Here is a 21,805-nt window from a genome sequence, read left to right as displayed (position 1 = left end):
CGGGTGCAACCCGCGCGGCGCATTCGCGGCGCGCGGTCGCGGTCTAGCTGCGGTCGGCCAGCACGCCGATCAGCAGGAAGATCAGCAGCAGCACCGGCGCCAGCGTGTAATTGTTGAAGTAGCCCAGCCCGCTGGCCAGCCAGGGCGTGAGGAAGATCAGCGCCAGCCCGTAACCGAACACGCACACCAGCACGAACAGCAGGGTGCGCAGGAAGAAGTTGAAGCCGCCGGTCGAGCGCTTCACCCAGGCATTGATCCCCGGGCCGAACAGCACCAGCAGGGTGGCCATGATCGCCAGCGCGATGTCGTACAGATGCCCGCGGCTCCAGCGCGAGAGGGTGGCGAGCAGGTCCAGCAGCAGATCCATGCGATTTCCTTGCGGGTTGATGCCTCTGCTGCTTCGGCGGCAGCCGTCAGGGGGCGGGTTTGGTTCAGGGTAAAAAATGCTGCAGCAGGTCGTTGAGAAACAGCTGGCCGTGCCGCGTGGCGCACAGGCGCTGTGGCTCGGCCTGCAACAGGCCCAGCGCCACGGCTTTCTGCCGCGCCGCGGCGAGCTCCTCGAGCGGGATGCCGGTGCGCTGGCTGAACAGCGCGGCCGGGACCCCGTCATTCAGGCGCAGGGCATTCATCAGGAACTCGAAGGGCAGCTCGGCGTGGCTCAGCAGGCGCTCGCCGGCGCGAAAGGTTTGCCCCGCGGCCAGGTAGTCCTTGGGCAGGCGGGTTTTCCAGCTGCGCCGGATCTGGCCCTGCGGGGTGCTCAGCTTGGCGTGGGCGCCGGCGCCGATGCCGAGAAAGTCGCCGAAGCGCCAGTAGTTGAGGTTGTGCCGGGCCTGGCGCCCGGCCTGGGCGTAGGCCGAGACTTCATATTGCGCGTAACCCGCGTCGGCGAGCAGGGCCTGGCCGGCTTCCTGGATGTCCCACAGGGTGTCTTCCGCGGGCAGCACGGGCGGCTGGTTCCAGAAAACGGTGTTGGGTTCCATGGTCAGCTGGTACCAGGACAGATGGGTCGGCCCCTGCGCGATCGCCGTGCGCAGGTCCTGCAGGGCATCTTCAATGCTCTGCTCGGGCAGCCCGTGCATCAGGTCGAGGTTGAAGTTGTCGAAACCGGCGGCGCGCGCCATGTCGGCGGCGCGGATCGCCTCGGCGCCGTCATGGATACGGCCCAGCGCCTTGAGCTTGGCCGCCTGGAAGCTCTGCACGCCGATCGACAGGCGATTGATGCCGAGGCTGCGGTAATCGCGGAACTTGGCTTGCTCGAAGGTGCCGGGGTTGGCTTCCAGAGTGATCTCGATATCCGCCTGGAAGCGAATCTGCTGCTCCACGCCATCCAGCAGGCGGCCCAGCGCATTGGCGGAGAACAGGCTGGGGGTGCCGCCGCCGAAGAAGATCGAGCTCAGCGGGCGGCCGTGTACCTGCGCGAGGTCCTGCTGCAGGTCGGCGAGGAGTGCGTCGACGTAGGCCTCTTCCGGCAGTTCGGGGCCGGCCGCATGCGAGTTGAAATCGCAGTACGGGCATTTGCGCACGCACCAGGGGATGTGGATGTACAGTGCCAGCGGCGGCAGCTCGAAGCCCGGGGCCGAAGGGGTGTGGCTCATGTCAGCCCCAGGCGTTGCCTGAGCAGGGCCATGGCACGCCCGCGGTGGCTCAGGCGATTTTTCTCCTGCGCGCTGAGTTCGGCGCTCGAACAGTCGTGCTCGCTGACCCAGAACAGCGGGTCATAGCCGAATCCGTTGCGACCCTGCGGCTGGTGCAGGATGCGCCCGCGCCAGAGCCCCTCGCAGATGATCGGCAGCGGGTCAGTGGCATGCCGCAGCAGCGCCAGAGCGCAGACGAACTGCGCGCCGCGCTCGCCCTCCGGCACATCCTTGAGCGCCTGCAGCAGCTTGGCGTTGTTGGCCGCGTCCCCCTGGCCATCGGCATAGCGTGCCGAATGGATGCCGGGCGCGCCGCCGAGGGCATCCACCGCCAGCCCGGAATCATCGGCCAGCGCCGGCAGCCCGGATACGCGCGCGGCATGCCGGGCCTTGAGCAGCGCGTTCTCGACAAAGGACAGGCCGTCCTCTACCGGTTGCAGCGCACTGAATTCGGCGACCGAGCGAACCTTGATCTGCTCGCCGAGCAGCGCCTGCAGTTCCTTCAGCTTGCCGGCGTTATGGCTGGCCAGGACCAGTTCCGTGATGAGGGTACTCATTCGTCGGGGAACACTTCCTGGCTGAAGGTGAAGTTGTTGCTGCCGCCGTCGCTGCTGTTGACGTTGAGGCTGAAGGTGAGTACCTCGCGATCCTCCAGGGCAAACTGCGCCAGGTGGTAGCTGGCCCCCGGCTCATCGACCTGCTTGAAGGTCAGCACCGTCTGCTGGCCGAGCAGGTTTTGCACCGAGCCTTCGACTTTGGCGGCCAGCGGCTTGCCGTCCTTGAGCACCGAAACACTGACAACGCCGAGGGTTTTGCTGCGTACCAGTCCGCTGGCGGCGGCAGTGTTGGGCTGCAGGAAGCTGGAATTGAATACGCTGTAGTGCACATCGATTTCACCAAAGGTCTGCTTGCGCTCGGCGAACGCCGGCAGGCTCAGGCAGAGGGTGAGCAGGCAGATCATGAGCTGACGCATGGCGAACTCCTTGGGACCGGTTGGGGCGGGCTGCGGGTTATTCCGCGCGCGCCGGGCCACTGACCCGATAGATGCCGATCTCACCCAGTAGATTAGGCCAGATACGGCTGCCCAGGCTGTCGCGGTGCAAGTGGTCGACCGCCAGGTGGTCGAGCACGCTGACCTGCATCTCGCGGCACAGCGCCTCGAAATCGCGGAAGGTGCAGAAGTGGATGTTCGGCGTGTTGTACCAGGTGTACGGCAGGAACTCGGACACCGGCATGCGGCCCTTGCTGGCCAGGTACCAGCGGCAGCGCCAGTGGGCGAAGTTGGGGAAGGTGATGATGCAGGTCCGACCGACCCGCAGCATCTCGCGCAAGACCTTGTCCGGGTAGCGCAGTGCCTGCAGCGACTGGGTCATCACCACCACATCGAAGCTGTTGCTGGCGAAGTTGCCGAGGCCCTTGTCGAGGTCCTGTTCGATGACATTGATGCCTTTTTCCACGCAGCGGGCGATGTTCTCCGGGTCGATCTCCAGGCCGTAACCGCTGACCTGCTTGTGCGTGCGCAGCCAGTCCAGCAGATCGCCGTCGCCGCAACCGAGGTCGAGCACACGGCTGCCGGCGGGAATCCACTCTTGAATGATGTCGAGGTCGGCTCTCATGGCTGTCTCAAAGGGTTATGCGGTTCATGTAGCTGCTGAAGGCCTGGATGTAGCGGGGGATCGGCATGAGGAAGGCGTCATGCCCCTGCGGCGCATCGATTTCCAGGTAGCAGACGTTCTTTTTCGCGGCGATCAGGGCGTCGGCGATCTCGCGCGAGCGCGCCGGCGAGAAGCGCCAGTCGGTGGTGAAGGAAATCACGCAGAAGTCGGCCTGCACCCCTGCCAGGGTGCGGGTCAGGTCACCGCCATGCTTGCCCGCCGGGTCGAAGTAGTCGAGGGCCTTGGTCATCAGCAGGTAGGTATTGGCGTCAAAGCGTTCGGAAAACTCCTCGCCCTGGTAGCGCAGGTAGCTCTCGACCTGGAATTCGACGCTGTGCACGTCGAAATTCAGCCGCTCGTTCTTCATCCGGTGGCCGAACTTCTCGCCCATGGCGTCATCCGACAGGTAGGTGATGTGGCCAACCATGCGCGCCAGCATCAGCCCGCGCTTGGGGAACACGCCCTGGGCCTTGAAGTGACCGCCATGATATTGCGGATCGGTCAGGATCGCCTGGCGCGCCACTTCATTGAAGGCAATGTTCTGTGCCGAGAGCGCCGGCGCCGAGGCAATCGCCAGGCAATGGCGCACCCGCTCGGGATAGCTGATGGTCCACTGCAGGGCCTGCATGCCGCCGAGACTGCCGCCGATTACCGCGGCCCACTGCGCAATGCCCAGCGCATCGGCCAAGCGCGCCTGGCTGTTGACCCAGTCCTCCACGGTGACCACCGGGAAGTCGGCGCCAAACGGCTGGCCGGTCTGCGGATTGTGGCTGGCCGGGCCGGTCGAGCCATTGCAGCCGCCCAGGTTGTTCAGGCTGACGACGAAGAACTTGCGCGTATCCACGGCCTTGCCCGGGCCGATGCAGCTGTCCCACCAGCCCGGCTTGCGCTCGTCCGGACTGTGATAGCCGGCGGCGTGATGGTGGCCGGACAGGGCATGACAGATCAGCACGGCGTTGCTGCGGGCGGCATTCAGCTCGCCATAGGTTTCATAAACCAGCGTGTAGTCGGCCAGGCTGCGCCCGCAGGCCAGTTCCAGCGGTTCGCTGAAATGCAGTTGCTGTGGAATCACCAGGCCGACGGAATCTTCGGGGTATGCAGTGGGCATCGACCCTGCTCTCGATTTGGGAAGTGCAGCAGTCTAAATAGGCGTGCCGCGCCGGGCAAGGGCGCGGGGTGGCCGGTTGCTGCCGGATGTTGCGGATCAGGCTCCTAGGCGGACTCGCCGGCATCACGCTGGCGCGCGGTAACCGGCAAGCTGACCACTTTGGCCTTGCGCTGGATGGGGGCGGGACGGCGCATGATGCGCAGGATGTCACTGGCTTCGGTCAGTTGCAGTTGCAGTTCGCTGGCGTACTGCTCCATCTGCTGCGAGCGCTTCTGCGTCAGCTGGGTTTCCTGGGCCAGGGCGCGCAGGCGCAGCAGGTGGATTTCCAGCAATTGCTTGTGTTCCATGGCGTGCTGCAGCAGCGGCATCAGGGCGTCGCTGGCCCATTGTTCGGCATCGCTGCGCACGCGCTCGTGCAGGGCGATCACCTCCTGTACCAGGGTGTCGAAGAACCGCTGGCCGAGGCTGGCCTGATCGGTTAGCAGGGTCTTCAGTTGCAGGCGAAACTGGTTGGTCTGTTCCTGCAGCTGGCGCAGTTCGCGCTGGTAGTGGCTGACGTTGAAGAGTGGTGCCTCCATGCCGTTCAGCGGGTTTTCGCTGTTATGCCGGGCATACACGGCCTCGACCAGCTGGTTGGCAGTGTCGGCCTCGTCGCCGAGGCTCTCGAGGTCGGCCGCCACGGCCTCGAAGAAATGCTGGATGGCGCGCTTGTTGCCAATGCTGGTCCAGCTGTCGCGCAGGCTGTTGCGCACCTCCTCGACATGCAGCTCGAAGCGTTGTGAGCGGGTTGCGGCGCGCAACAGGTCGCCCTGGCGGGCCAGCAGGCGCTGGCTGCTTTTCAGGCTGAGCAGGCGCTTGTGATGCAGGCCATGGTCGTCCTTGGTCTTGGCGGTCAGTTCCTGCAGCATCTGGCCGTTATCCTGCTGGTGTGCGGCAAGCTGTTGCTGCTGTTCCCGTACCTTGTCCAGGCGCTGGCTCAGCAGCTGCTGGCTGCTGCGCAGCATGCTCAGCAACTGGTTGACCACGCGCGACTGCAGCATTTCTTCCTTGCCGGCGACAATCCGCTCGCAGAGCAGTTGCTCGAGTCCGCCCAACTGGCTGCGGGCCAGCAACTGGCTGTCATTGCGCACCTTGGCCAGCATGCCCTGCTTGGCCGATAGCGGCAGCACCGCCTCGACGGCCAGGCCCAGCTGGCGGGCAGTGGACTCATGCATGCGCTGGATGGCGTCCTGCACGAAGCGTTCGCCGGCCAGGTCATCCCACAGCACATCGATCTTGTTCAGCACGGCAAACAGGTTCTGCTGGGTGTCCTGGTCGAGCTGGCGAATGTGTTGCTGCCAGATTGCCATGTCGCTGGCGGTCACGCCGCTGTCGGCGGCCAGCAGGTAGATGATCGCCTGGGCGCTGGGCAGCATCGACAGCGTCAGTTCCGGCTCGCTGCCCAGTGCATTCAGCCCGGGGGTGTCGAGGATGCGCAGGCCCTGGCGCAGCAGGGGGTGATCCAGGTTGATCAGGGCATGCCGCCAGGCCGGGACCAAGACCATGCCGGGCTGGCCGGCACTTTCCAGCATGTCCGGCTGGAAGCCCAGGGCAATCGCCTTCTCCAGCGGCATCGGCTTGGTCCGCGCGACTTGGGCAAAGGCGTGCGCCATGCTCTCGGGGTCATCCGGCAGCAGCGGGATATTTACCCAGTAGTGTGGAACCCGCTTGAACTGGACCAGGCTGGTCGAGGCCATGCGCGTTTCGATGGGCAGCAGGCGGATGTAGGAAGTTTGCGCCGCCGGATCGTAGAACAGTTCGGTCGGGCACATGGTGGTGCGCCCGGCGGTGGACGGCAGCAGGCGCTGGCCGTAGCTGGAGAAGAACAGGCTGTTGATCAGCTCGCTCTTGCCGCGCGAGAACTCGCCGACAAAGGCCAGGGTGATGTGGTCGGTGCGCAGCAGGCGCAGGGAGCGTTCGAGCCGGGTATCCAGGGTTGACGAGTTGAGCCGGTTGCGCTCGAGCCAGCCGCGATAGCGGGTGATCTCGCGGACCAGTTCGCGCTTCCAGGCTACATAACTGTCAACCTGATCACTCAGTCGCTCCATGCTCATCGCGATACCTCCCTGCCAGCGCCTGGGGCGCCTGGATCTGCCTGGCAGCGACTGGCGGATGTGCGTCGCCCGTCGCCAAAGGCGCATTATGCGATGCCGGCGGCCCGAGTCAATCCGCGCCGGGCGGGCGGACGGCTGGCGGGGGCCGGATCAGCGCACTGGCAGGCACAGGCCGGGAAGCGCGGGGAGCTTCTGTGGCGACTGGATACGCACGCGCTTCTGCCGGTTCAGCTCGCCGCTGAGCAACTGCACCTGGCTCTTCGCCACGCCGAAGGCGCTCCCGAGAAAGGCCAGCAGATGGGCATTGGCCTTGCCTTCCACGGGCGGGGCGGTCAGGCGAATCTTCAGGCGTTCGCCATGCAGGCCGGCAAATTCGTCCTTGCTGGCCTTGGGCTGCAGATGGCAATCGAGGATCAGGTCGTCGCCATCCCAGCGGAAGTAGCTCACCGGGGGGGCTAGAGGAACGGGCTGAGTTGCTGCGGCAGCCCGGTCAGCGCGGCCAGGTTGCCGATCACCAGCATGTCGAACAGGTTCAGCGCGATGAAGGCGAAGATCGGCGAAATGTCCAGCCCGCCGAGATTCGGCATGAGCTTGCGGAACGGCGCCAGCAAGGGCTCGCAGATCTGGTTGACCAGTTGCGCGCCGGGGTTGTAGCTGCCGGGGGCGACCCAGGACAGGATCACGCTGATGATCATGGCGAAGTAGAACACCTTGATGAACAGCGAGGCGACGCCAATCAGCGACCACACCAGCAGCTGCAGCAGGAAGCCGCCCAGGCCATAGCCCATCAGGGCGAGGGTGAGCATCATCACCAGCAGTTGCACCAGGATGGCCAGCACCAGCGAGGCGGTATCCAGGCCGAACAGGCTGGGGATCAGCTTGCGCAGGGGCTTCAGCAGCGGCTGGGTGGCACGCACGACGAACTGGCTCAGCGGGTTGTAGAAGTCGGCCCGCACCAGTTGCAGGATGAAGCGCAGCAGCACGATCAGCAGGTACAGGCTGCCCAGGGTTTGCAGGATATAGATGGCAGCAGTGTTCAGTCCGGTCATGGGGGTTTCCTTGGTTGCGTGTTGCTTAACTGCCCAGTTCTTGCGCCAGCTCGGCCGAGCGCGCGGCAGCAGCATGCAGGGCCTGTTCTACCAGTTCGGCGAAACCGCCGGCCTGGAAAGTCTTGATCGCCGCTTCGGTGGTGCCGTTGGGCGAGGTGACCCGGCGGCGCAGTTCGCTGGCATCGACGTCGCTGCCGGCGGCCATGCGCGCGGCGCCGAGGGCGGTCTGGATGCTCAGTTGGGCGGCGGTGGCGGCCGGCAGTCCGAGCTTGACGCCGGCGGCGCTCATCGCCTCGATCAGCAGGAAGAAGTAGGCCGGGCCACTGCCGGAGACGGCAGTCACTGCATCGATCTGCGCTTCGTCATCCAGCCACAGGGTCATGCCCACGGCAGCCAGCACCTGTTCGGCCTGCTGGCGCTGTGTACTGTTGACCAGGTGATTGGCAAACAGGCCGCTGACACCCTGGCGCAACAGTGCCGGGGTATTCGGCATGCAGCGCACCAGCGGCAACGGACCCAGCCAGGCGCTCAGGCTGGCGCAGCTGATCCCGGCGGCAATCGAGACGATCAGCTGATTGGCCTGCAGGTGTGGCGCCAAGGCCCGGCAGACGGCCTGCATGACCTGCGGCTTGACCGCCAGCACGATCAGGTCGGCGCCTTGCACGGCTGCCTCGTTGTGTTCATAGACGCGGATGCCGTGTTCGGCGGCAATGCGCGCGCGCTGTTCGGCGCCGGGTTCGCTGGCGCAGAGCAGGTCGGCGCTAATGCCCTCGGCACGCAGGCCGCCAATCAGGCTGGCGGCCATGTTGCCCGCGCCGATAAAGGCGATTCGCAGGTTGTTCATGGATGGTTTCCTTGGGTGGCTGGTGCGGCGTAGGCGCGCGCACCAAAGATTGCGCTGCCGATCCGCACCCAGCTGGCGCCTTCGGCGATGGCGGCTTCGAGGTCTTCGCTCATGCCCATCGACAGGCTGTCCAGCGGCGGGGTCCCCGGCGGCAGCTCAAGCCCGTCGCGCAGCGCGCGCAAGCGGGCAAATGCCGCATGCTGCTCGCCAGCGTCGGTGGTCGGTTGGGGAATCGCCATCAGGCCGCGCAGGCGCAGGCCGGGCAACTGGCTGATGGCCAGAGCCAGGGCGGGCAGCTCGGCGGGGCTGCAGCCGGACTTGCTGGTTTCGCCGCTGACATTCACCTGCAGGCAGATATTCAGTGGCGGCAGGCCGGACGGGCGCTGCGCAGAGAGTCGCTCGGCGATTTTCAGGCGATCCAGCGAGTGCACCCAGGCAAAGCTTTCGGCAATGCTGCGGGTCTTGTTCGCCTGGATCGGGCCGATGAAGTGCCAGGTCAGGGGCAGGTCGCGCAGTTCGGCCTGCTTGGCCAGGGCTTCCTGCAAGTAGTTCTCGCCAAAATCGGTGAGGCCGCAGGCGTAGGCTTCGCGTATGGCCGAGGCGGCCTGGGTCTTGCTGACAGCCAGCAAGCCAACCCCTTGCAGGTCACGGCCGCAAGCCTGCGCTGCGCCACGAATCCGTGCGCGAACCTTTGCAATATTTTCTCGTATGGTGGACATTAGCCCGGCCCGGCCGCCTTGTGGTGTGGGCATTCTAACCGCTTGTCAGGAATTGGGGAGTCCCATGGATATTACCGAGCTGCTTGCCTTCAGCGCCAAGCAAGGTGCTTCAGACCTGCACCTCTCTGCTGGTCTGCCACCGATGATCCGGGTGGATGGCGACGTGCGCCGGATCAACCTGCCGCCGCTGGAGCACAAGCAGGTGCATGCGCTGATCTACGACATCATGAACGACAAGCAGCGCAAGGATTTTGAAGAGTTCCTCGAGACCGACTTCTCCTTCGAGGTGCCCGGGGTGGCGCGTTTCCGGGTCAACGCCTTCAACCAGAACCGCGGTGCGGCGGCGGTGTTCCGGACCATTCCGTCCAAGGTGCTGACCATGGAAGACCTCGGCATGGGCGAGGTGTTCAAGAAGATCACCGATGTGCCGCGTGGCCTGGTGCTGGTGACCGGCCCCACCGGCTCGGGCAAGTCGACCACCCTGGCGGCCATGCTCGACTACCTGAACAGCAACAAGTACCACCACATCCTGACCATCGAAGACCCGATCGAATTCGTTCACGAGTCGAAGAAGTGCCTGGTCAACCAGCGCGAGGTGCACCGCGACACGCTGGGCTTCTCCGAGGCCTTGCGCTCGGCCCTGCGCGAAGACCCGGACATCATCCTGGTGGGCGAGATGCGTGACCTGGAAACCATCCGCCTGGCGCTGACCGCCGCGGAAACCGGGCACCTGGTGTTCGGTACGCTGCACACCACGTCCGCCGCCAAGACCATCGACCGGGTGGTCGACGTGTTCCCGGCGGAAGAGAAATCCATGGTTCGTTCCATGCTCTCCGAATCGCTGCAGTCGGTGATCTCGCAGACCCTGCTGAAGAAGATCGGCGGCGGCCGGGTGGCGGCCCACGAAATCATGATCGGCACCCCGGCGATCCGTAACCTGATTCGCGAGGACAAGGTCGCGCAGATGTATTCGGCGATCCAGACCGGCGGCTCGCTGGGCATGCAGACCCTCGACATGTGTCTCAAGGGGTTGCTGGCCAAGGGCCTGATCAGCCGCGAAAGTGCGCGTGAAAAAGCCAAGATCCCGGAAAACTTCTAATTCCGGGAAGCGCGGTCACCGCTACAGGCCGGTTGCCGTGATAGGTGCTTGAACAAAGGTGGACCTCGATGGAATTTGAAAAGCTGTTGCGACTGATGGTGGAGAAAGGCGGTTCCGACCTGTTCATTACGGCAGGCGTCGCGCCCTCGATGAAAGTAAACGGCACCATCATGCCGGTGACCAAGACGCCGCTGTCGCCGGAGCAGGCGCGCGAAGTGGTGTACTCGGTGATGAACGAGCAGCAGCGCCGCGACTTTGCCGAGAATCACGAGTGCAACTTCGCCATCAGTGCGCGCGGCGTCGGGCGCTTCCGGGTCAGCGCCTTCTACCAGCGCAACCTGGCCGGCATGGTGCTGCGGCGGATCGAGACCAACATTCCGACGATCGATCAGCTCAAGCTGCCGGAGATTCTCAAGCAGCTGGCGATGACCAAGCGCGGACTGGTGCTGTTTGTCGGTGCGACCGGTACCGGCAAGTCGACCTCGCTGGCTTCGATGATCGGTTATCGCAACGCCAACAGCTCCGGCCATATCATCTCGATCGAGGATCCGATCGAGTACATCCACCAGCACAACAAATGCATCGTGACCCAGCGTGAAGTGGGGATCGATACCGAGTCTTTCGATGTGGCGCTGAAGAACACCCTGCGCCAGGCGCCGGATGTGATCCTCATCGGCGAGGTGCGCACCCGCGAGACCATGGATTATGCCGTGGCCTTCGCCGAGACCGGCCACCTGTGCCTGGCGACCCTGCACGCCAACAACGCCAACCAGGCGCTCGACCGGATCATCAACTTCTTCCCCGCCGATCGCCAGCAACAGGTGTGGATGGACCTGTCACTGAACCTGCGTGCCATCGTCGCCCAGCAACTGGTGCCAACCCCGGACGGCAAGGGCCGCCGTGCGGTCATCGAGGTGTTGCTGAACACCCCGCTGGCGGCTGACCTGATCCGCAAGGGTGAGGTGCATGAGCTCAAGGCGCTGATGAAGCGCTCCACCGAAATGGGCATGCAGACCTTCGACCAGTCGCTCTACAACCTCTATACCCAGGGCGAAATCACTTACGAGGATGCGCTGGCCCACGCCGATTCGGCGAACGACCTGCGCCTGCTGATCAAGCTCGGTTCGGAAACCGATGGCGATCATCTGGCCACCCAGAGCCATGGTTTGAGCCTGCAGAACAGTGACGACGACGCCGGGCGGCGCTTTCGCTAGAGCGACATACCTGAACAAGGGGAATGACTATGCAGCAGGACAATCACAGCAAGGTTATTGGCTATCTGCTGTGGATCTTCGGTTTTCTCGGCGCCCACCGTTTCTATTACGGCAAGCCGGTGACCGGAACCATCTGGTTTTTCACCCTCGGCCTGCTCGGCATCGGCTGGCTGATCGACCTGTTCCTGATTCCGGGCATGGACCGGGATGCCGACCTGCGCTTTCACGCCGGGGCCATTGATTACAATGTGGCCTGGCTGCTGCTGACCTTTCTCGGGGTGTTTGGCGTGCACCGCATGTACCAGGGCAAATGGCTGACAGGGATCCTCTACCTGTTTACCGGCGGTTTGTTCCTGGTCGGCGTGCTCTACGACTTCTGGACCCTGAATGAGCAGATTTCGCTGCGCAATGCCAGCCAGGCGTGAGCCGGGGGAATTGAAAAAGGGGCCGCAAGGCCCCTTTTTCATTGAGCTGCCGGATCAGCGCAGCGTCAGTTTCAGCAGCAGGTTGGTGAGCTTGCCGTAGGGTGGCTTGAGCAGGCCGGAGCCGTTGATCTTCGCCTGGTAGAAGATCGGGCGCATCTTGCTGAAGGTCTGGAAGCCTTCCTCGGCATGGTAGTGGCCCAGCCCGGAATTGCCGACACCGCCGAACGGCAGGTTTTCCTGCAGCACGTGAAGCATCACCGAGTTGACCGACACACCGCCGGAGATGGTCTTCTTCAGCATCATGTCGACGCGGCTGCGGTCGTTGTCGAAATAGTAGAAGGCCAGCGGGCGTTCGTGCGAGTTGATGTAGCCGAGCACTTCGTCGAGGCCGCGGTAGGTCATGACCGGCAGCAGCGGGCCGAAGATTTCTTCCTGCATGATCTGCATGTCCTCGGTGACATTCAGCACCAGGTGCGGCGCCAGCTTGCCGGCACTGCGTGCATCCTCGGCATCCGCCAGGGCGATGATCTCCGCACCCTTCTCGCGAGCGTCCTCGAGCAGGCCGTTGACCCGGCGCAGCTGCTTGTCATTGATCATGCTGGTGTAGTCGGCGTTGCTGCTGAGTTTGCCCGGATAGTTCTTGGCCACCGTGGCGCGCGCGACTTCGACGAACGCCTTGCTGGTGCCTTCCGGGATGAACACGTAGTCCGGTGCCACGCAGGTCTGACCCGAGTTGACGCATTTGCCCCAGACAATGGTTTCGGCGGCGCTCTGGATCGAATAATCCGGGGCAATCACGGTTGGCGACTTGCCACCCAGTTCCAGGGTCACCGGGGTGAGGTTCTCGCTGCAGTTCTTCATCACCTGTTTGCCGACGCTCGGCGAGCCGGTGAAGATGAAGTGGTCGAAGGGCATGCGCGAGAAGTGGTCGTTGATGCCGGGACCGGGTTGTACGACGGCGACCAGATCCTGAGGAAATTCCCGCGCCAGCAACTGACTGATCAGGCTGCCGAAGTTGCTCGAGTCGCTGGCGATCTTGAGCATCGCGCGGTTGCCGGCGGTCAGGGCCCCGGCCAGCGGACCGAGAGTCAGGTACAGCGGGTAGTTCCACGGCGCGGCAATCCCGATCACGCCCAGTGGTTGCGCCTGCAGGACGGCCTTGCCGGGCTGGAACCAGATGCTCACGCCTTTGCGGCGCGGCTTCATCCACTTCTTCAGGTACTTCAGCGAGTGGTTGATCTCGGTGATGAAGCCGAAGATGTCGAGCAGCTTGGTTTCATAGGCGGAGCGCGAGCCGAAGTCGGCGGAAATGGCCGTGGCGATGGCGTCGGCATTGTCGAGGATCAGGCTCTTCAATTTGAGCAGGTTGGCCCGCCGGGTCTCGTAGGACGGGTAGCTGTCCAGCGCGAAGGCTTTGCGCTGCTCGGCAAAGACAAGGCGCATGCTTTCGACGTTGGGGCTGGGCTGTTCGCTAGACATGGTCGGAATCCAGATTGGCGGAGGTGATTTTCGAGTTTAATTGGAAGTGCTTCCAACGTCATCAGGCATGTTGTTCGAGTGATAAATGGTTGTGGCGGCTAAATCTCGCTGGCAGCCAGCCAGTCGGCGCGGCAGGCGCTACACTGAGCGCGATGCCTCAACCGGAGAGAACCATGGCCACTGCAAAAGGCAAGACCACCAGAACGGCGGCGCAAAAGGTCATAGACGCCAAGAGCAAGGCTGCGACCAGGCCGCCCCGGCCAGCCAAGCCAGGCGCGTCTGCGGCGGCCGCCACTTCTGGCGTGAAGTCTCTGGAAAAGGCCGCAGGCGCCCTGTTCGGCCAGCTCAAGGGCTATACCGACATGGTTGCAGGCGGCCTGCTCGATGTGGCGCGGGCCGGTTCGGCGATTCCGATGATGGCCAGTGACAACTGGCTGAAGGACATGTACGTCAAGGCCATCTCGCCGGAGCGTTTGTCGGCGATGGCGGATGCCGGCAGCTTTCTGCGCGATGCCCGCGAGGTGGCGGGGCTCAACCTGCAGGAACTGGCCACCGCGCTGGGTTTGAGCGATACCGAATTTCTCGAGGAGGTCGAACAGGGTCGCGCCACCCTGCCGTTCGACATGATCCTGCGGGTGGCGGCGCTGATCGCCCGGCATGACCCGATCCCGTTCATTCTCAACTTCCTGCGCACCTACAATCCGGCGCTGGAAAAGCGTCTCGACTACTGGGGGATCACGGCGTTACCCAAGCAGTACGAGCGCGAGCGGCGCTTCGTCAACCTGGTGCGCCAGCATGATGTGCTACGCGAAATGACCGATGCCGAGTTCGACCGTTTCATCGGCTATCAGGGCAGCGCGATCAATCTGACCCTGGAACTGATGGCCTCGGAGAAGCGCGCCAATCAGAGCAAGCCGCGCAAGCCCAAGGCCTGACACTGCTGGCGCCGGCAGGCCAGCCAGGCGCATGGCGCTGCGCACTTACTCGGGAAAGCGCGCGCTGGCCAGCCAGCGTTTCTGCTCCCGGAGTTCGCGCAGCAGGGCGCTGAAGACGCTGAGCCCCAGGCTCGCCTTTTCGCCACGGCCAAAATGGCGAAACTGCTGGTAGTACCAGTAGGTGGCGCCAAAGCCGTTGAGCATCCTGATCAGGCCGAAGGGCGAGTGCGGCCCCAGCCAGCCGGGGCCAAGCTGCAACTGGCGTTCCCAGCGGTCGAGGGTCTGCTGTTCGCCTTCCAGCAGCTTGCGCGCGCAGTCCGTGTCGACGCACAGCGGGCGACCCAGGCCGATCAAGGCCACCCCCGCGGTGCTGACCGCGCTGGTCATGGCAGCTGCGCTGCGGAAGCCGCCGGTAACCATCAGCGGAACGCTGACTTTGCGCTGCATCTCGATGGCGAAGTCGATGAAGTAGGCTTCGCGTGCGGCGGTCGAGGCCTGCAGCGCCGAGGTGTCGGGCTTCTCCACGCCTTCCATGTCCATCATGCGCGGCTGCTCGTAGTTGCCGCCGGATATTTCGATCAGGTCGATACCCGCCGCGGTCAGCCATTCGGCAACCTGGGTACTGTCGGCAAAGCTGAAGCCGCCTTTCTGGAAGTCGGCCGAGTTGAGCTTCACCGCGACGGTGAACCCGGCTCCGGTGCGTGCGCGCACCGCCTTGAGCACTTCAAGGAGCATACGTGCGCGATTCTCCAGCGAGCCGCCCCAGCGGTCGTTGCGCTGGTTGGCGCGCGGATTGAGGAAGGCCGACAGCAGGTAGCCGTGGGCGGCGTGAATCTGCACCCCATCAAAGCCGGCGGCCTTTGCCGCCTCTGCGGCCATGGCGAAGCGTTCGATGGTCGCGGCGATGTCGGCTTCGGTCATGGCCACGGGCGTGCCAAACTGTTTGCCCGGCAGGGCCAGGGCGATCGCCGAGGGCGCCAGTGGCTGCGGATTGACGATCGCCGCGGTCTGGCGGCCGGCATGGCTGATCTGCATCCAGGTCTTTGCCCCTCCGGCTTTGGCCGCCGTTGCCCAGCGTTGCAGGGCGGCGCGCATGTCGGCGTCCGGTTCGCGGTCGATCACCACATTGCCCGGCCGTTCCAAGTGATGGCGATCGACCAGCACATTGCCGGTGATCAGCAAGCCGCAACCACTTTTGCCCCAGCGCGCATACAACCTTTCAAGTTCCGCCGACGGATAACCGCGCGAATCCGCCAGGCCTTCGGTCATGGCGGCTTTGGCCAGACGATTGGGCAGGACGCTGCCATTGGGCAGTTCGAGGGGGAGTGATAACGGGCTGGTTTCTGCACTCATGGTTGCGCGCACCTTGAAAGTTGACTGGCGGAATGCCGAACAGAGACGTTAGCAGCAATGCGCGCCGGTGTATGGACTGACTGCCTGGTCAGGCTGCCCGCGTTGGGCAGTCCGGAGGCTGACACCGCAACTACGATAAAACCCGGCTCGGCTGACGAACTGCGCGGAACTGCTGGCGTCAGGTGGTAAAGTGGCGAGCTGGTGCAAATGCCCGTACTAAACGCCTCAGTCATGTTGTCGAGAGTTGTGATGTCTGTAAAAACTGTCCTGATCCCCCTGCCGCAAGCGGACTTCGATCCCACCCATGTGGTGGTGTGCTGGCAGGTGTTGCGTGCTGCCGGGCTGAAGGTCGAGTTTGCCACTGTGGATGGCCAGCCTTCGGCCGCTGATCCGCGGATGCTCGATGGGGAAGGGCTCGACTTGTGGGGCGGGCTACCGCTGCTGCGCCAGTTCAAGCTGCTTGGCTTGCTGCTGCGGGCCGAGCGCAAGGTTCGCCGGGGCTATGCGCAGTTGCTCGAGGATGAGGCATTCCTCAAGCCGCATGAATTTTCCCGCTTGAGCATTTCCGCGTTCGGCGGGCTGATGCTTTCCGCCGGGCATCGTTCCAGGTACATGCAGGACTATCTGGAAGATCCGGTATTGCTGCGCTTCATTGCCGACTTCTTTGCGACCGAGCGACCGGTTGCGGCTATCGCGCATGGCGTGCTGCTGGCCGCGCGCAGCCGGCGCAGTGACGGCCGCTCGGTGCTGTACGGGCGGAAAACCACGGCGGTGCCGTGGGGCATGGAGCGTGATGCATGGAACCTGACACGCTTTCTCGGACGTATCTGGGAACCGGACTACTACCGCGTCTATGCCGAACTGCCCGGCGAGCCGGAGGGCTATCGCGGCGTCGAAGCCGAAGTCACCCGCGCCCTGGCCCGGCCTACCGACTTTCTCAGCGTGACGCACGATGTCCCGGACTATTTTCGCAAGAGCACCGGGCTTTATCGCGACAGCCTGAAAGACAGTCGCCCGGCCTGGGTGGTGTGTGACGGCAATTACATTTCTGCGCGCTGGGCGGGTGATACCCACACCTTCGCCACCATGCTCGCCGAGCGCCTGCACGGCGCCTGAACCTGGCTGGTAGCCGGTGTGGCTGGCTGGTTCAGTGATTGCCCGGATCCTTCGAGGGTTGTACCGCCTGCAATCGCGCTGTCCCGGCGCAGGCTGTTGTCGGCTCGTCGCGGCGGAACATCAGGGGCCGTATCCATGGGCATCCGCTGCGCTGCCGGCAAGCGGCACAATGAACTGCTTGATCAGTTGGGCCACCCGCGCAGTGTCGGCGGGTGCCAGGATGCGCCCCGCCAGGACATGGTGACTGGGGTCCTGGCTGTGCTGCAATTCCACGCGCCGTTTGTGCGCTGAGCCGAATCGCGCGAATGCCGCGCTGGCGGCCGTTGCGCTGACGACCTGGTCGTCCGCCGCGTGAATCAGCAGCAGCGGCGTGCGCACCTGTTCCAGCGGCTGGGCGTTGACGGTCTGCACCAGCGCCATCATCGGCAGCAGGACTTTGCTCGGGTAGCGGTGATTCCAGTAGCGCGCCTGCTCGGCGTTCAGGGGTGTCCAGCGGCGTTCCTCGCCCAGCAGCAAGGGTACGAAGTACTTCGCCCAGGGCCAGTTGAGTAGCTGCGCGGCCGGATCCCTGGGGGCGAAGTTGGGCGATATCAGCACATAGGCGAGGATCGCCGGGTCGTTGTGCGTGGCGGCCAGCCAGGTGGCCAGGGTGCCGCCAGTGGAGGTGCCAATGATGATGACCTTGCGGCCCAGGCGCTTGCCGATGGCCAGCGCTTCCTCGGCATCGTTCAGCCATTGCCCTGCACGCGCTTCGCCGAGCGCCGCATTGCTCCGGCCGTGGCCGCTCAGGCGCGTGTAGAACAGGTTGGCACCCAGTGAGCGGGCCAGGTCATCACACAGTGGCGCGGTTTCCTGGCGGGTGGCAGAGAAGCCGTGCAGGTAGACGATGGCCAGGTTGGTCTGCCGGTGCTCCGCGCTGGCCCAGCGGATGGTTTTCTCGGCGCCCGGGGTAATGTCCGGGTAGGCCGCTTCCGCCTGTTGCAGGTAGGCCGTCAGGTCGCTGGGCAGCTGGCCGGCGTATGGCCGGTAATCCACGCTGGTCCTGGGGCCGGCGAGAAAAGCTGCAATCAGCACGATGGGCAGGCACAGGAGCAGCAGGCGAAGTTTCATTGAGGCTGGCCGCATGAGGGGCTGACGGGTGACCGGGATGGGCGGGCATTGCCCGCCACGGCTCAGTTTTCCCAGTGGGTGTGTTGCCGGATAAAGGCCAGGATGCGCTGCACGGCAGCCTGGCTTTGCGGCAGCCTGGGAAAGGCCTGGAACACGTGGGGCAGTTGGCCTTGCCAGAGCTCCACGCGCACCTCGACGCCGGCCGCATGGGCCCGTGCGGCGGCGCGCAGGCTTTCATCGCGGAGCATTTCGGTGTCGCTGGCCTGGAACAGCAAGGGTGGAAAGTCCCGGTAGTCGCCGAACAGCGGCGACAGGCCGGGCTCGAGGAACTGCTCCGGCTCGGCGTAGTAGCTGCGGACGGCAACCACGCCGCGGGCGGTGAAGATCGGATCCTTGAACTCGTTGTTGCACAGGCTGGGGCTGCTCAGGGTGAAATCGACAAACGGCGAGAGCAGTACGGCACAGGCTGGCATCGGCTCGCCGGCGGCCTTGATCCGGTGCAGCAGGGCCAGCGAAAGGTTGCCGCCGGCCGAGTCGCCGGCCACCACGATATTGCCTGCCGCAACGCCGCTGGCCAGCAGCCAGCGATAGGCCGCATGGCAATCGTCGAGACCGGCTGGCCAGCGGTGCTCGGGGGCCAGGCGATAGTCGACCATCAGCGCGCGGGCATTGAAGGCTTTGCACCATTCACCCGCCAGGCGGGCATGGGTGCGCGGAAAGCGGAACATGAAGGCGCCGCCGTGCAGATACAGAATCACCCGCTCGGGACGCAGGTCCATGGCCTCGACCCACTCGGCATCGAATTCGCCGGCCTCGGCTGACCGCCGCCGGGTGCTGAAATCTACCGGGGTCAGGCGGACGTCGAGAGCCTCCTGCTGGCGGCGCATTTTGCCGATATTCATGCCCAGGCCGAGGTTGCCCTTGGCGGCCAGTCGAAACAGCAGCTGCAGGAACAGGCGTTTCCAGAACCCACCGGCTATCCGCAGTTGCTCGACGTAGGCGGGGAGTGGCTGGCTGGTTTTTCTGCTCATGGCACGGATTCCTTGTTCGCTGCGTTGGTAACCGCTTTGGTCGTTGCGGGCTTGCTTGCCGGTTTGCCGGCCAGCTTGCTGTGCGGCGTGGTGCTGGCGGCCGCCTTGCCCGAGGCCTTGCTGCTGGCTGCGCGCGCCTTGGCCGGCGCAGTTTTGCCGGCCGGCAATGGCTTTGGTTTGCCAGCCGAGCCGATGGCATACACGTTCGAAGCCGGGCTGGCGGCCGCGGCACGCACCGCCGAAATACTTTTCGCGGCTTCCAGCAGGTCATTGAAGCTGTGCCGCAGGCAGTCGGTAAAGAAGCCCGGGTCAGGCAGCATGTTGCGGCACGCCACCAGGCTGATCCACAGCACGCCGTTGTAGCTGAAACCGGTCAGGTTGAGCCCGACGAAGTCGGTGGCGATGCTCACCGGGAAAAAGCTCAGCAAGCGGGCTCCCGCCACATACAGTGGGACTTCCGGGCCGCGCACGTTGGATGCCGAAACATTCAGCAAGGGCAGCAGGCCGTGGCGCATCAGCGCGCGGCCGGCCGCTTCCGGCAGGTTGTCGAGCAGGTCCTGGAACAGGTTGAGTCCGAGTCCTTCGGCCGTGTGCTTGGCATTCACGGTTTCGGCGCGCACTGCATGCAGGCGCTCGACCGGATCCTGAATGTCGGTGCCCAGCGCAATCGGCGTACCGCCAATTTCGTTGCTGCGCAGCTTGCGCTTGGTAATCAGCTTTTCATTGGCGCTGTTGGCCATCAGGGCGCGCAGGGATTCGTCCGGCAGCTCGCCCTTGGCATACAGGTAGCGGCGCAATGCACCGCCGCACACGGACAGGAAGACGTCATTGATGGTGCAGCCGGGAATGCCCTGGCGAATCAGCTTGATGTCGCTCAGGGGGAACTGCACGGCATCCACTACCCGGTTGGCGGATAACGGGTGGTTGAAGCGCGTCAGCGGCGCGGCCGAGATCGGCAGCTTGCGCGTCATGCCGTCATCCGCCAGGAAAGGCTTTGGCAGGCGCTGCCAGAGCAGCGCGCCAACCTTGCTCGCGGTTGACACATAGAGGCTGGACAGGCCGACCGTGCGCGCCACGGCATTCTTGGCCACGTTGCCGAGCATCTCCAGGGCGGTCGGGCCGGTGCTCGACTCCGGCAGCACATAGTGCCGCGGCGCGGCATGGGTCTCTTCGGCCGTGATGGCATGCACGGCTTCCAGCAGGGCCGTGCCATGCTGGCCGTCCACGGCGGAGTGGTGGAACTTGAGGAACAGCGCAAAACAGCCCGCGTGCATGCCCGGGATCTTGTCCAGGCCCTCGATGACATAGATTTCCCAGAGTGGCCGGCTGCGATCCAGCGGACGTGAATGCAGGCGCGCTACCTGGATCATCAACTGGCGCCAGTCGCCGGGATGGGGCAGGGCAATATGGCGAATATGGAATTCGACATCGATTTCACCGACATCGGCCCAGTAGGGGCGATCCAGGCCGTAGGGCACGGTGACCAGCTTGCGGCGGAAAATCGGGAACTCGCCCATGCGGCTCTTGAAGTGGTGCAGGATGTCCTTGAAACGGGTTTTGCCGTTCGGCGCAGTCGATGGATCGTAGATGCCCAGCGCGGCGACGTGGTTGTACACATTGCCCTGCTCGTCATAGAGCATGAAGTTGTCCAGGCCTGAAAGTTGTTCCATGGCTAAAGCTCCTGGTGCATCGCCGCACCAACAGGGGGTGCAGCGTCTGGAAAGCATGCAACCTTGCGAGTTAGAAGGCTTTTCTCAATTATGAAACCGTATAATTGACACGCATATTGTCACATCTGTCTTGTAGGACAAGGCGGGCTCTGTGATCTTATTGTACTGGCGTGCTACATGGCCTGCGTGGCCGCTTGTGCAGGCGCCCCTGGCGCCAGAGATTATTCAAATAATTCAACGGTATGGGTGAGCTTTAAGGCGCATTTCCGGCCTTGCTTCTGCCCTGCTGGAGGATTTCGCTGCAAGGACCCCACATGTTTTCCCGCAGTCTGACCTCGCATGCTGTTACCCGCTTCCTGCGGCATGTAGTCAAGCCCTTGCTGATGCGTCCGGGTACCGATATTGCCTCTTTGCGCAGTCGGGCGGTGACCCTCAGCGATGGCCTGGCCAGGATGCCGCGCGAAGTGCGGATGTGTAACGGCCGTCTGGACGGTATTCCGGTCAAGTGGCTGTACAGCGAAAAATCCAGTGCCGACTTTGTCATTCTCTATCTGCACGGCGGCGGCTTTGTCCTGCCGGCCCTGAAGCCGCATTACTCGTTCTGCGGCATGCTGGCGCTGAAAACCCACTCCACGGTGATCATGCCGTCCTATCGGCTGGCCCCCGAGCACCCCTTTCCGGCCGGCGTCGAAGACTGCCTGGCGGCCTACCGCTGGTTGCTCGAGCATGATTATGCCCCGGCGAAGATCATCATTGCCGGCGACTCGGCGGGCGGCAACCTGACCATGACCACCGTGCTGGCCGCGCGCAGTGCGGGTTTGCCGTTGCCTGCCGGGATGATCATGCTGTCCCCGGCCTTGCGTTTCGAAGAGGCGGCCAGCGGTTCGCACCAGACCAACCGCCAACTCGAGACCATCCTCTCCGAGCGCGCGCTGATGTACTTCAAGGAGAGCTACATGCCCGAGGGCAAGACCCCCAGTCATGAATGCATGCATCCGCTGGAAGCCGACTTTACCGGGTTGCCGCCGATGCGCTTCTACGTTGGCAGCACCGAAGTGCTGCTGGATGACTCCTTGCTTGCCGCGCAGAAGGCCCGCGAAGAGGGGGTCGACGTGGAAATCATGGTCGCCGAAGGCATGCCGCATGTGTGGCCGCTGATGGATGTGCTGCCGGAAAGCGTCCCGGCCCGTGAGGATGTGGTGAAGTTCATCAATGGCCTCTGGCAGTCGATTCGGCCGATGTATGCGGTGCCGCGGCGCTGACGTCGCCCC

General features: G+C 64.2%; 22 protein-coding genes. 6 read left to right on the top strand and 16 right to left on the bottom strand.

Annotated features, from left to right (window positions below):
- Positions 1-43 precede the first annotated feature (43 nt).
- The 11 genes from ISX93_RS07640 to ISX93_RS07590 form a co-directional block, all read right to left on the bottom strand.
- A complete protein-coding gene (locus tag ISX93_RS07640) occupies positions 44-367 on the bottom strand; it encodes a DUF3392 domain-containing protein (RefSeq protein WP_195778124.1) in 324 nt (107 codons plus the stop codon).
- 64 nt (positions 368-431) lie between these two features.
- The gene (gene hemW / locus ISX93_RS07635) at positions 432-1,595 is read right to left on the bottom strand and encodes a radical SAM family heme chaperone HemW (protein WP_195778123.1); all 1,164 of its coding nucleotides are present in this window, start codon (positions 1,593-1,595) and stop codon (positions 432-434) included.
- Positions 1,592-2,191 carry an RdgB/HAM1 family non-canonical purine NTP pyrophosphatase gene (rdgB, locus tag ISX93_RS07630; RefSeq protein WP_195778122.1) on the bottom strand — a complete coding sequence of 200 codons (600 nt, stop codon included), beginning with the start codon at positions 2,189-2,191 and terminating at the stop codon, positions 1,592-1,594. Before rdgB ends, hemW begins: the two co-directional genes overlap by 4 nt.
- Positions 2,188-2,607 carry a DUF4426 domain-containing protein gene (locus ISX93_RS07625; protein ID WP_195778121.1) on the bottom strand — a complete coding sequence of 140 codons (420 nt, stop codon included), beginning with the start codon at positions 2,605-2,607 and terminating at the stop codon, positions 2,188-2,190. Before ISX93_RS07625 ends, rdgB begins: the two co-directional genes overlap by 4 nt.
- Positions 2,608-2,644: 37 nt before the next feature.
- The gene (metW, locus tag ISX93_RS07620) at positions 2,645-3,250 is read right to left on the bottom strand and encodes a methionine biosynthesis protein MetW (protein ID WP_195778120.1); all 606 of its coding nucleotides are present in this window, start codon (positions 3,248-3,250) and stop codon (positions 2,645-2,647) included.
- Positions 3,251-3,257: 7 nt separating this feature from the next.
- On the bottom strand, positions 3,258-4,397 hold the full coding sequence (gene metX, locus ISX93_RS07615) for a homoserine O-succinyltransferase MetX (RefSeq protein WP_195778119.1): 1,140 nt from the start codon (positions 4,395-4,397) through the stop codon (positions 3,258-3,260).
- 104 nt (positions 4,398-4,501) lie between these two features.
- Complete coding sequence (locus ISX93_RS07610; RefSeq protein WP_195778118.1) at positions 4,502-6,490, bottom strand: dynamin-like GTPase family protein; 1,989 nt, start codon at positions 6,488-6,490, stop codon at positions 4,502-4,504.
- A gap of 150 nt (positions 6,491-6,640) precedes the next feature.
- Positions 6,641-6,937 (bottom strand): DUF167 domain-containing protein, encoded by a 297-nt coding sequence (locus ISX93_RS07605; RefSeq protein ID WP_195778117.1) that lies wholly within the window; start codon positions 6,935-6,937, stop codon positions 6,641-6,643.
- 8 nt (positions 6,938-6,945) lie between these two features.
- Positions 6,946-7,539, bottom strand: coding sequence for a YggT family protein (locus ISX93_RS07600; RefSeq protein ID WP_195778116.1), 594 nt, complete (start codon positions 7,537-7,539; stop codon positions 6,946-6,948).
- A 25-nt stretch (positions 7,540-7,564) separates the two neighbouring features.
- The gene (proC, locus tag ISX93_RS07595) at positions 7,565-8,383 is read right to left on the bottom strand and encodes a pyrroline-5-carboxylate reductase (RefSeq protein WP_195778115.1); all 819 of its coding nucleotides are present in this window, start codon (positions 8,381-8,383) and stop codon (positions 7,565-7,567) included.
- Positions 8,380-9,102, bottom strand: a complete 723-nt coding sequence (locus ISX93_RS07590; protein WP_195778114.1) for a YggS family pyridoxal phosphate-dependent enzyme — start codon at positions 9,100-9,102, stop codon at positions 8,380-8,382. The genes proC and ISX93_RS07590 overlap by 4 nt, the downstream gene beginning before the upstream one ends.
- 64 nt (positions 9,103-9,166) lie before the next feature.
- Here ISX93_RS07590 and pilT point away from each other — a divergent pair, with 64 nt between their 5' ends.
- The 3 genes from pilT (at position 9,167) to ISX93_RS07575 (ending at position 11,840) form a co-directional block, all read left to right on the top strand.
- Complete coding sequence (gene pilT, locus ISX93_RS07585; RefSeq protein ID WP_195778113.1) at positions 9,167-10,201, top strand: type IV pilus twitching motility protein PilT; 1,035 nt, start codon at positions 9,167-9,169, stop codon at positions 10,199-10,201.
- Between the two features lie 68 nt (positions 10,202-10,269).
- Positions 10,270-11,415, top strand: a complete 1,146-nt coding sequence (locus ISX93_RS07580; RefSeq protein WP_195778112.1) for a PilT/PilU family type 4a pilus ATPase — start codon at positions 10,270-10,272, stop codon at positions 11,413-11,415.
- A 23-nt stretch (positions 11,416-11,438) separates the two neighbouring features.
- A complete protein-coding gene (locus ISX93_RS07575; RefSeq protein ID WP_195778111.1) occupies positions 11,439-11,840 on the top strand; it encodes an NINE protein in 402 nt (133 codons plus the stop codon).
- Positions 11,841-11,894: 54 nt separating this feature from the next.
- On the opposite strand, the gene ISX93_RS07570 is transcribed toward ISX93_RS07575, so the two are convergent.
- Positions 11,895-13,319 carry a coniferyl aldehyde dehydrogenase gene (locus tag ISX93_RS07570; RefSeq protein WP_195778110.1) on the bottom strand — a complete coding sequence of 475 codons (1,425 nt, stop codon included), beginning with the start codon at positions 13,317-13,319 and terminating at the stop codon, positions 11,895-11,897.
- Positions 13,320-13,492: 173 nt separating this feature from the next.
- Between ISX93_RS07570 and ISX93_RS07565 the strand changes: the two genes are divergently transcribed.
- On the top strand, positions 13,493-14,254 hold the full coding sequence (locus tag ISX93_RS07565; RefSeq protein WP_195778109.1) for a helix-turn-helix domain-containing protein: 762 nt from the start codon (positions 13,493-13,495) through the stop codon (positions 14,252-14,254).
- 45 nt (positions 14,255-14,299) lie between these two features.
- Here ISX93_RS07565 and ISX93_RS07560 read toward each other — a convergent pair whose 3' ends face one another.
- Positions 14,300-15,607: an NADH:flavin oxidoreductase/NADH oxidase family protein gene (locus tag ISX93_RS07560; protein ID WP_195778108.1), complete on the bottom strand. Its 1,308-nt coding sequence runs from the start codon at positions 15,605-15,607 to the stop codon at positions 14,300-14,302.
- A 249-nt stretch (positions 15,608-15,856) separates the two neighbouring features.
- On the opposite strand from ISX93_RS07560, the gene ISX93_RS07555 reads away from it, so the two are divergent.
- Positions 15,857-16,723 (top strand): type 1 glutamine amidotransferase domain-containing protein, encoded by an 867-nt coding sequence (locus ISX93_RS07555; protein ID WP_195778107.1) that lies wholly within the window; start codon positions 15,857-15,859, stop codon positions 16,721-16,723.
- Positions 16,724-16,843: 120 nt separating this feature from the next.
- Here the strand turns inward: ISX93_RS07555 and ISX93_RS07550 are convergent, their stop codons facing one another.
- The 3 genes from ISX93_RS07550 to ISX93_RS07540 form a co-directional block, all read right to left on the bottom strand.
- Positions 16,844-17,833, bottom strand: a complete 990-nt coding sequence (locus ISX93_RS07550) for an alpha/beta hydrolase (RefSeq protein WP_195778106.1) — start codon at positions 17,831-17,833, stop codon at positions 16,844-16,846.
- Positions 17,834-17,895: 62 nt separating this feature from the next.
- Complete coding sequence (locus ISX93_RS07545; RefSeq protein WP_195778105.1) at positions 17,896-18,864, bottom strand: alpha/beta hydrolase; 969 nt, start codon at positions 18,862-18,864, stop codon at positions 17,896-17,898.
- Positions 18,861-20,534, bottom strand: coding sequence for a wax ester/triacylglycerol synthase family O-acyltransferase (locus ISX93_RS07540; RefSeq protein WP_195778104.1), 1,674 nt, complete (start codon positions 20,532-20,534; stop codon positions 18,861-18,863). The genes ISX93_RS07545 and ISX93_RS07540 overlap by 4 nt, the downstream gene beginning before the upstream one ends.
- A 314-nt stretch (positions 20,535-20,848) precedes the next feature.
- Here ISX93_RS07540 and ISX93_RS07535 point away from each other — a divergent pair, with 314 nt between their 5' ends.
- On the top strand, positions 20,849-21,796 hold the full coding sequence (locus ISX93_RS07535) for an alpha/beta hydrolase (RefSeq protein ID WP_195778103.1): 948 nt from the start codon (positions 20,849-20,851) through the stop codon (positions 21,794-21,796).
- The last annotated feature ends 9 nt before the right edge of the window (positions 21,797-21,805 follow it).

This window comes from Pseudomonas sp. N040, from assembly GCF_015637705.1.
Classification (GTDB): domain Bacteria; phylum Pseudomonadota; class Gammaproteobacteria; order Pseudomonadales; family Pseudomonadaceae; genus Aquipseudomonas.
Note: the sequence above shows the minus strand (reverse complement) of the source record. Positions and strands in the feature narration are given on the sequence as shown.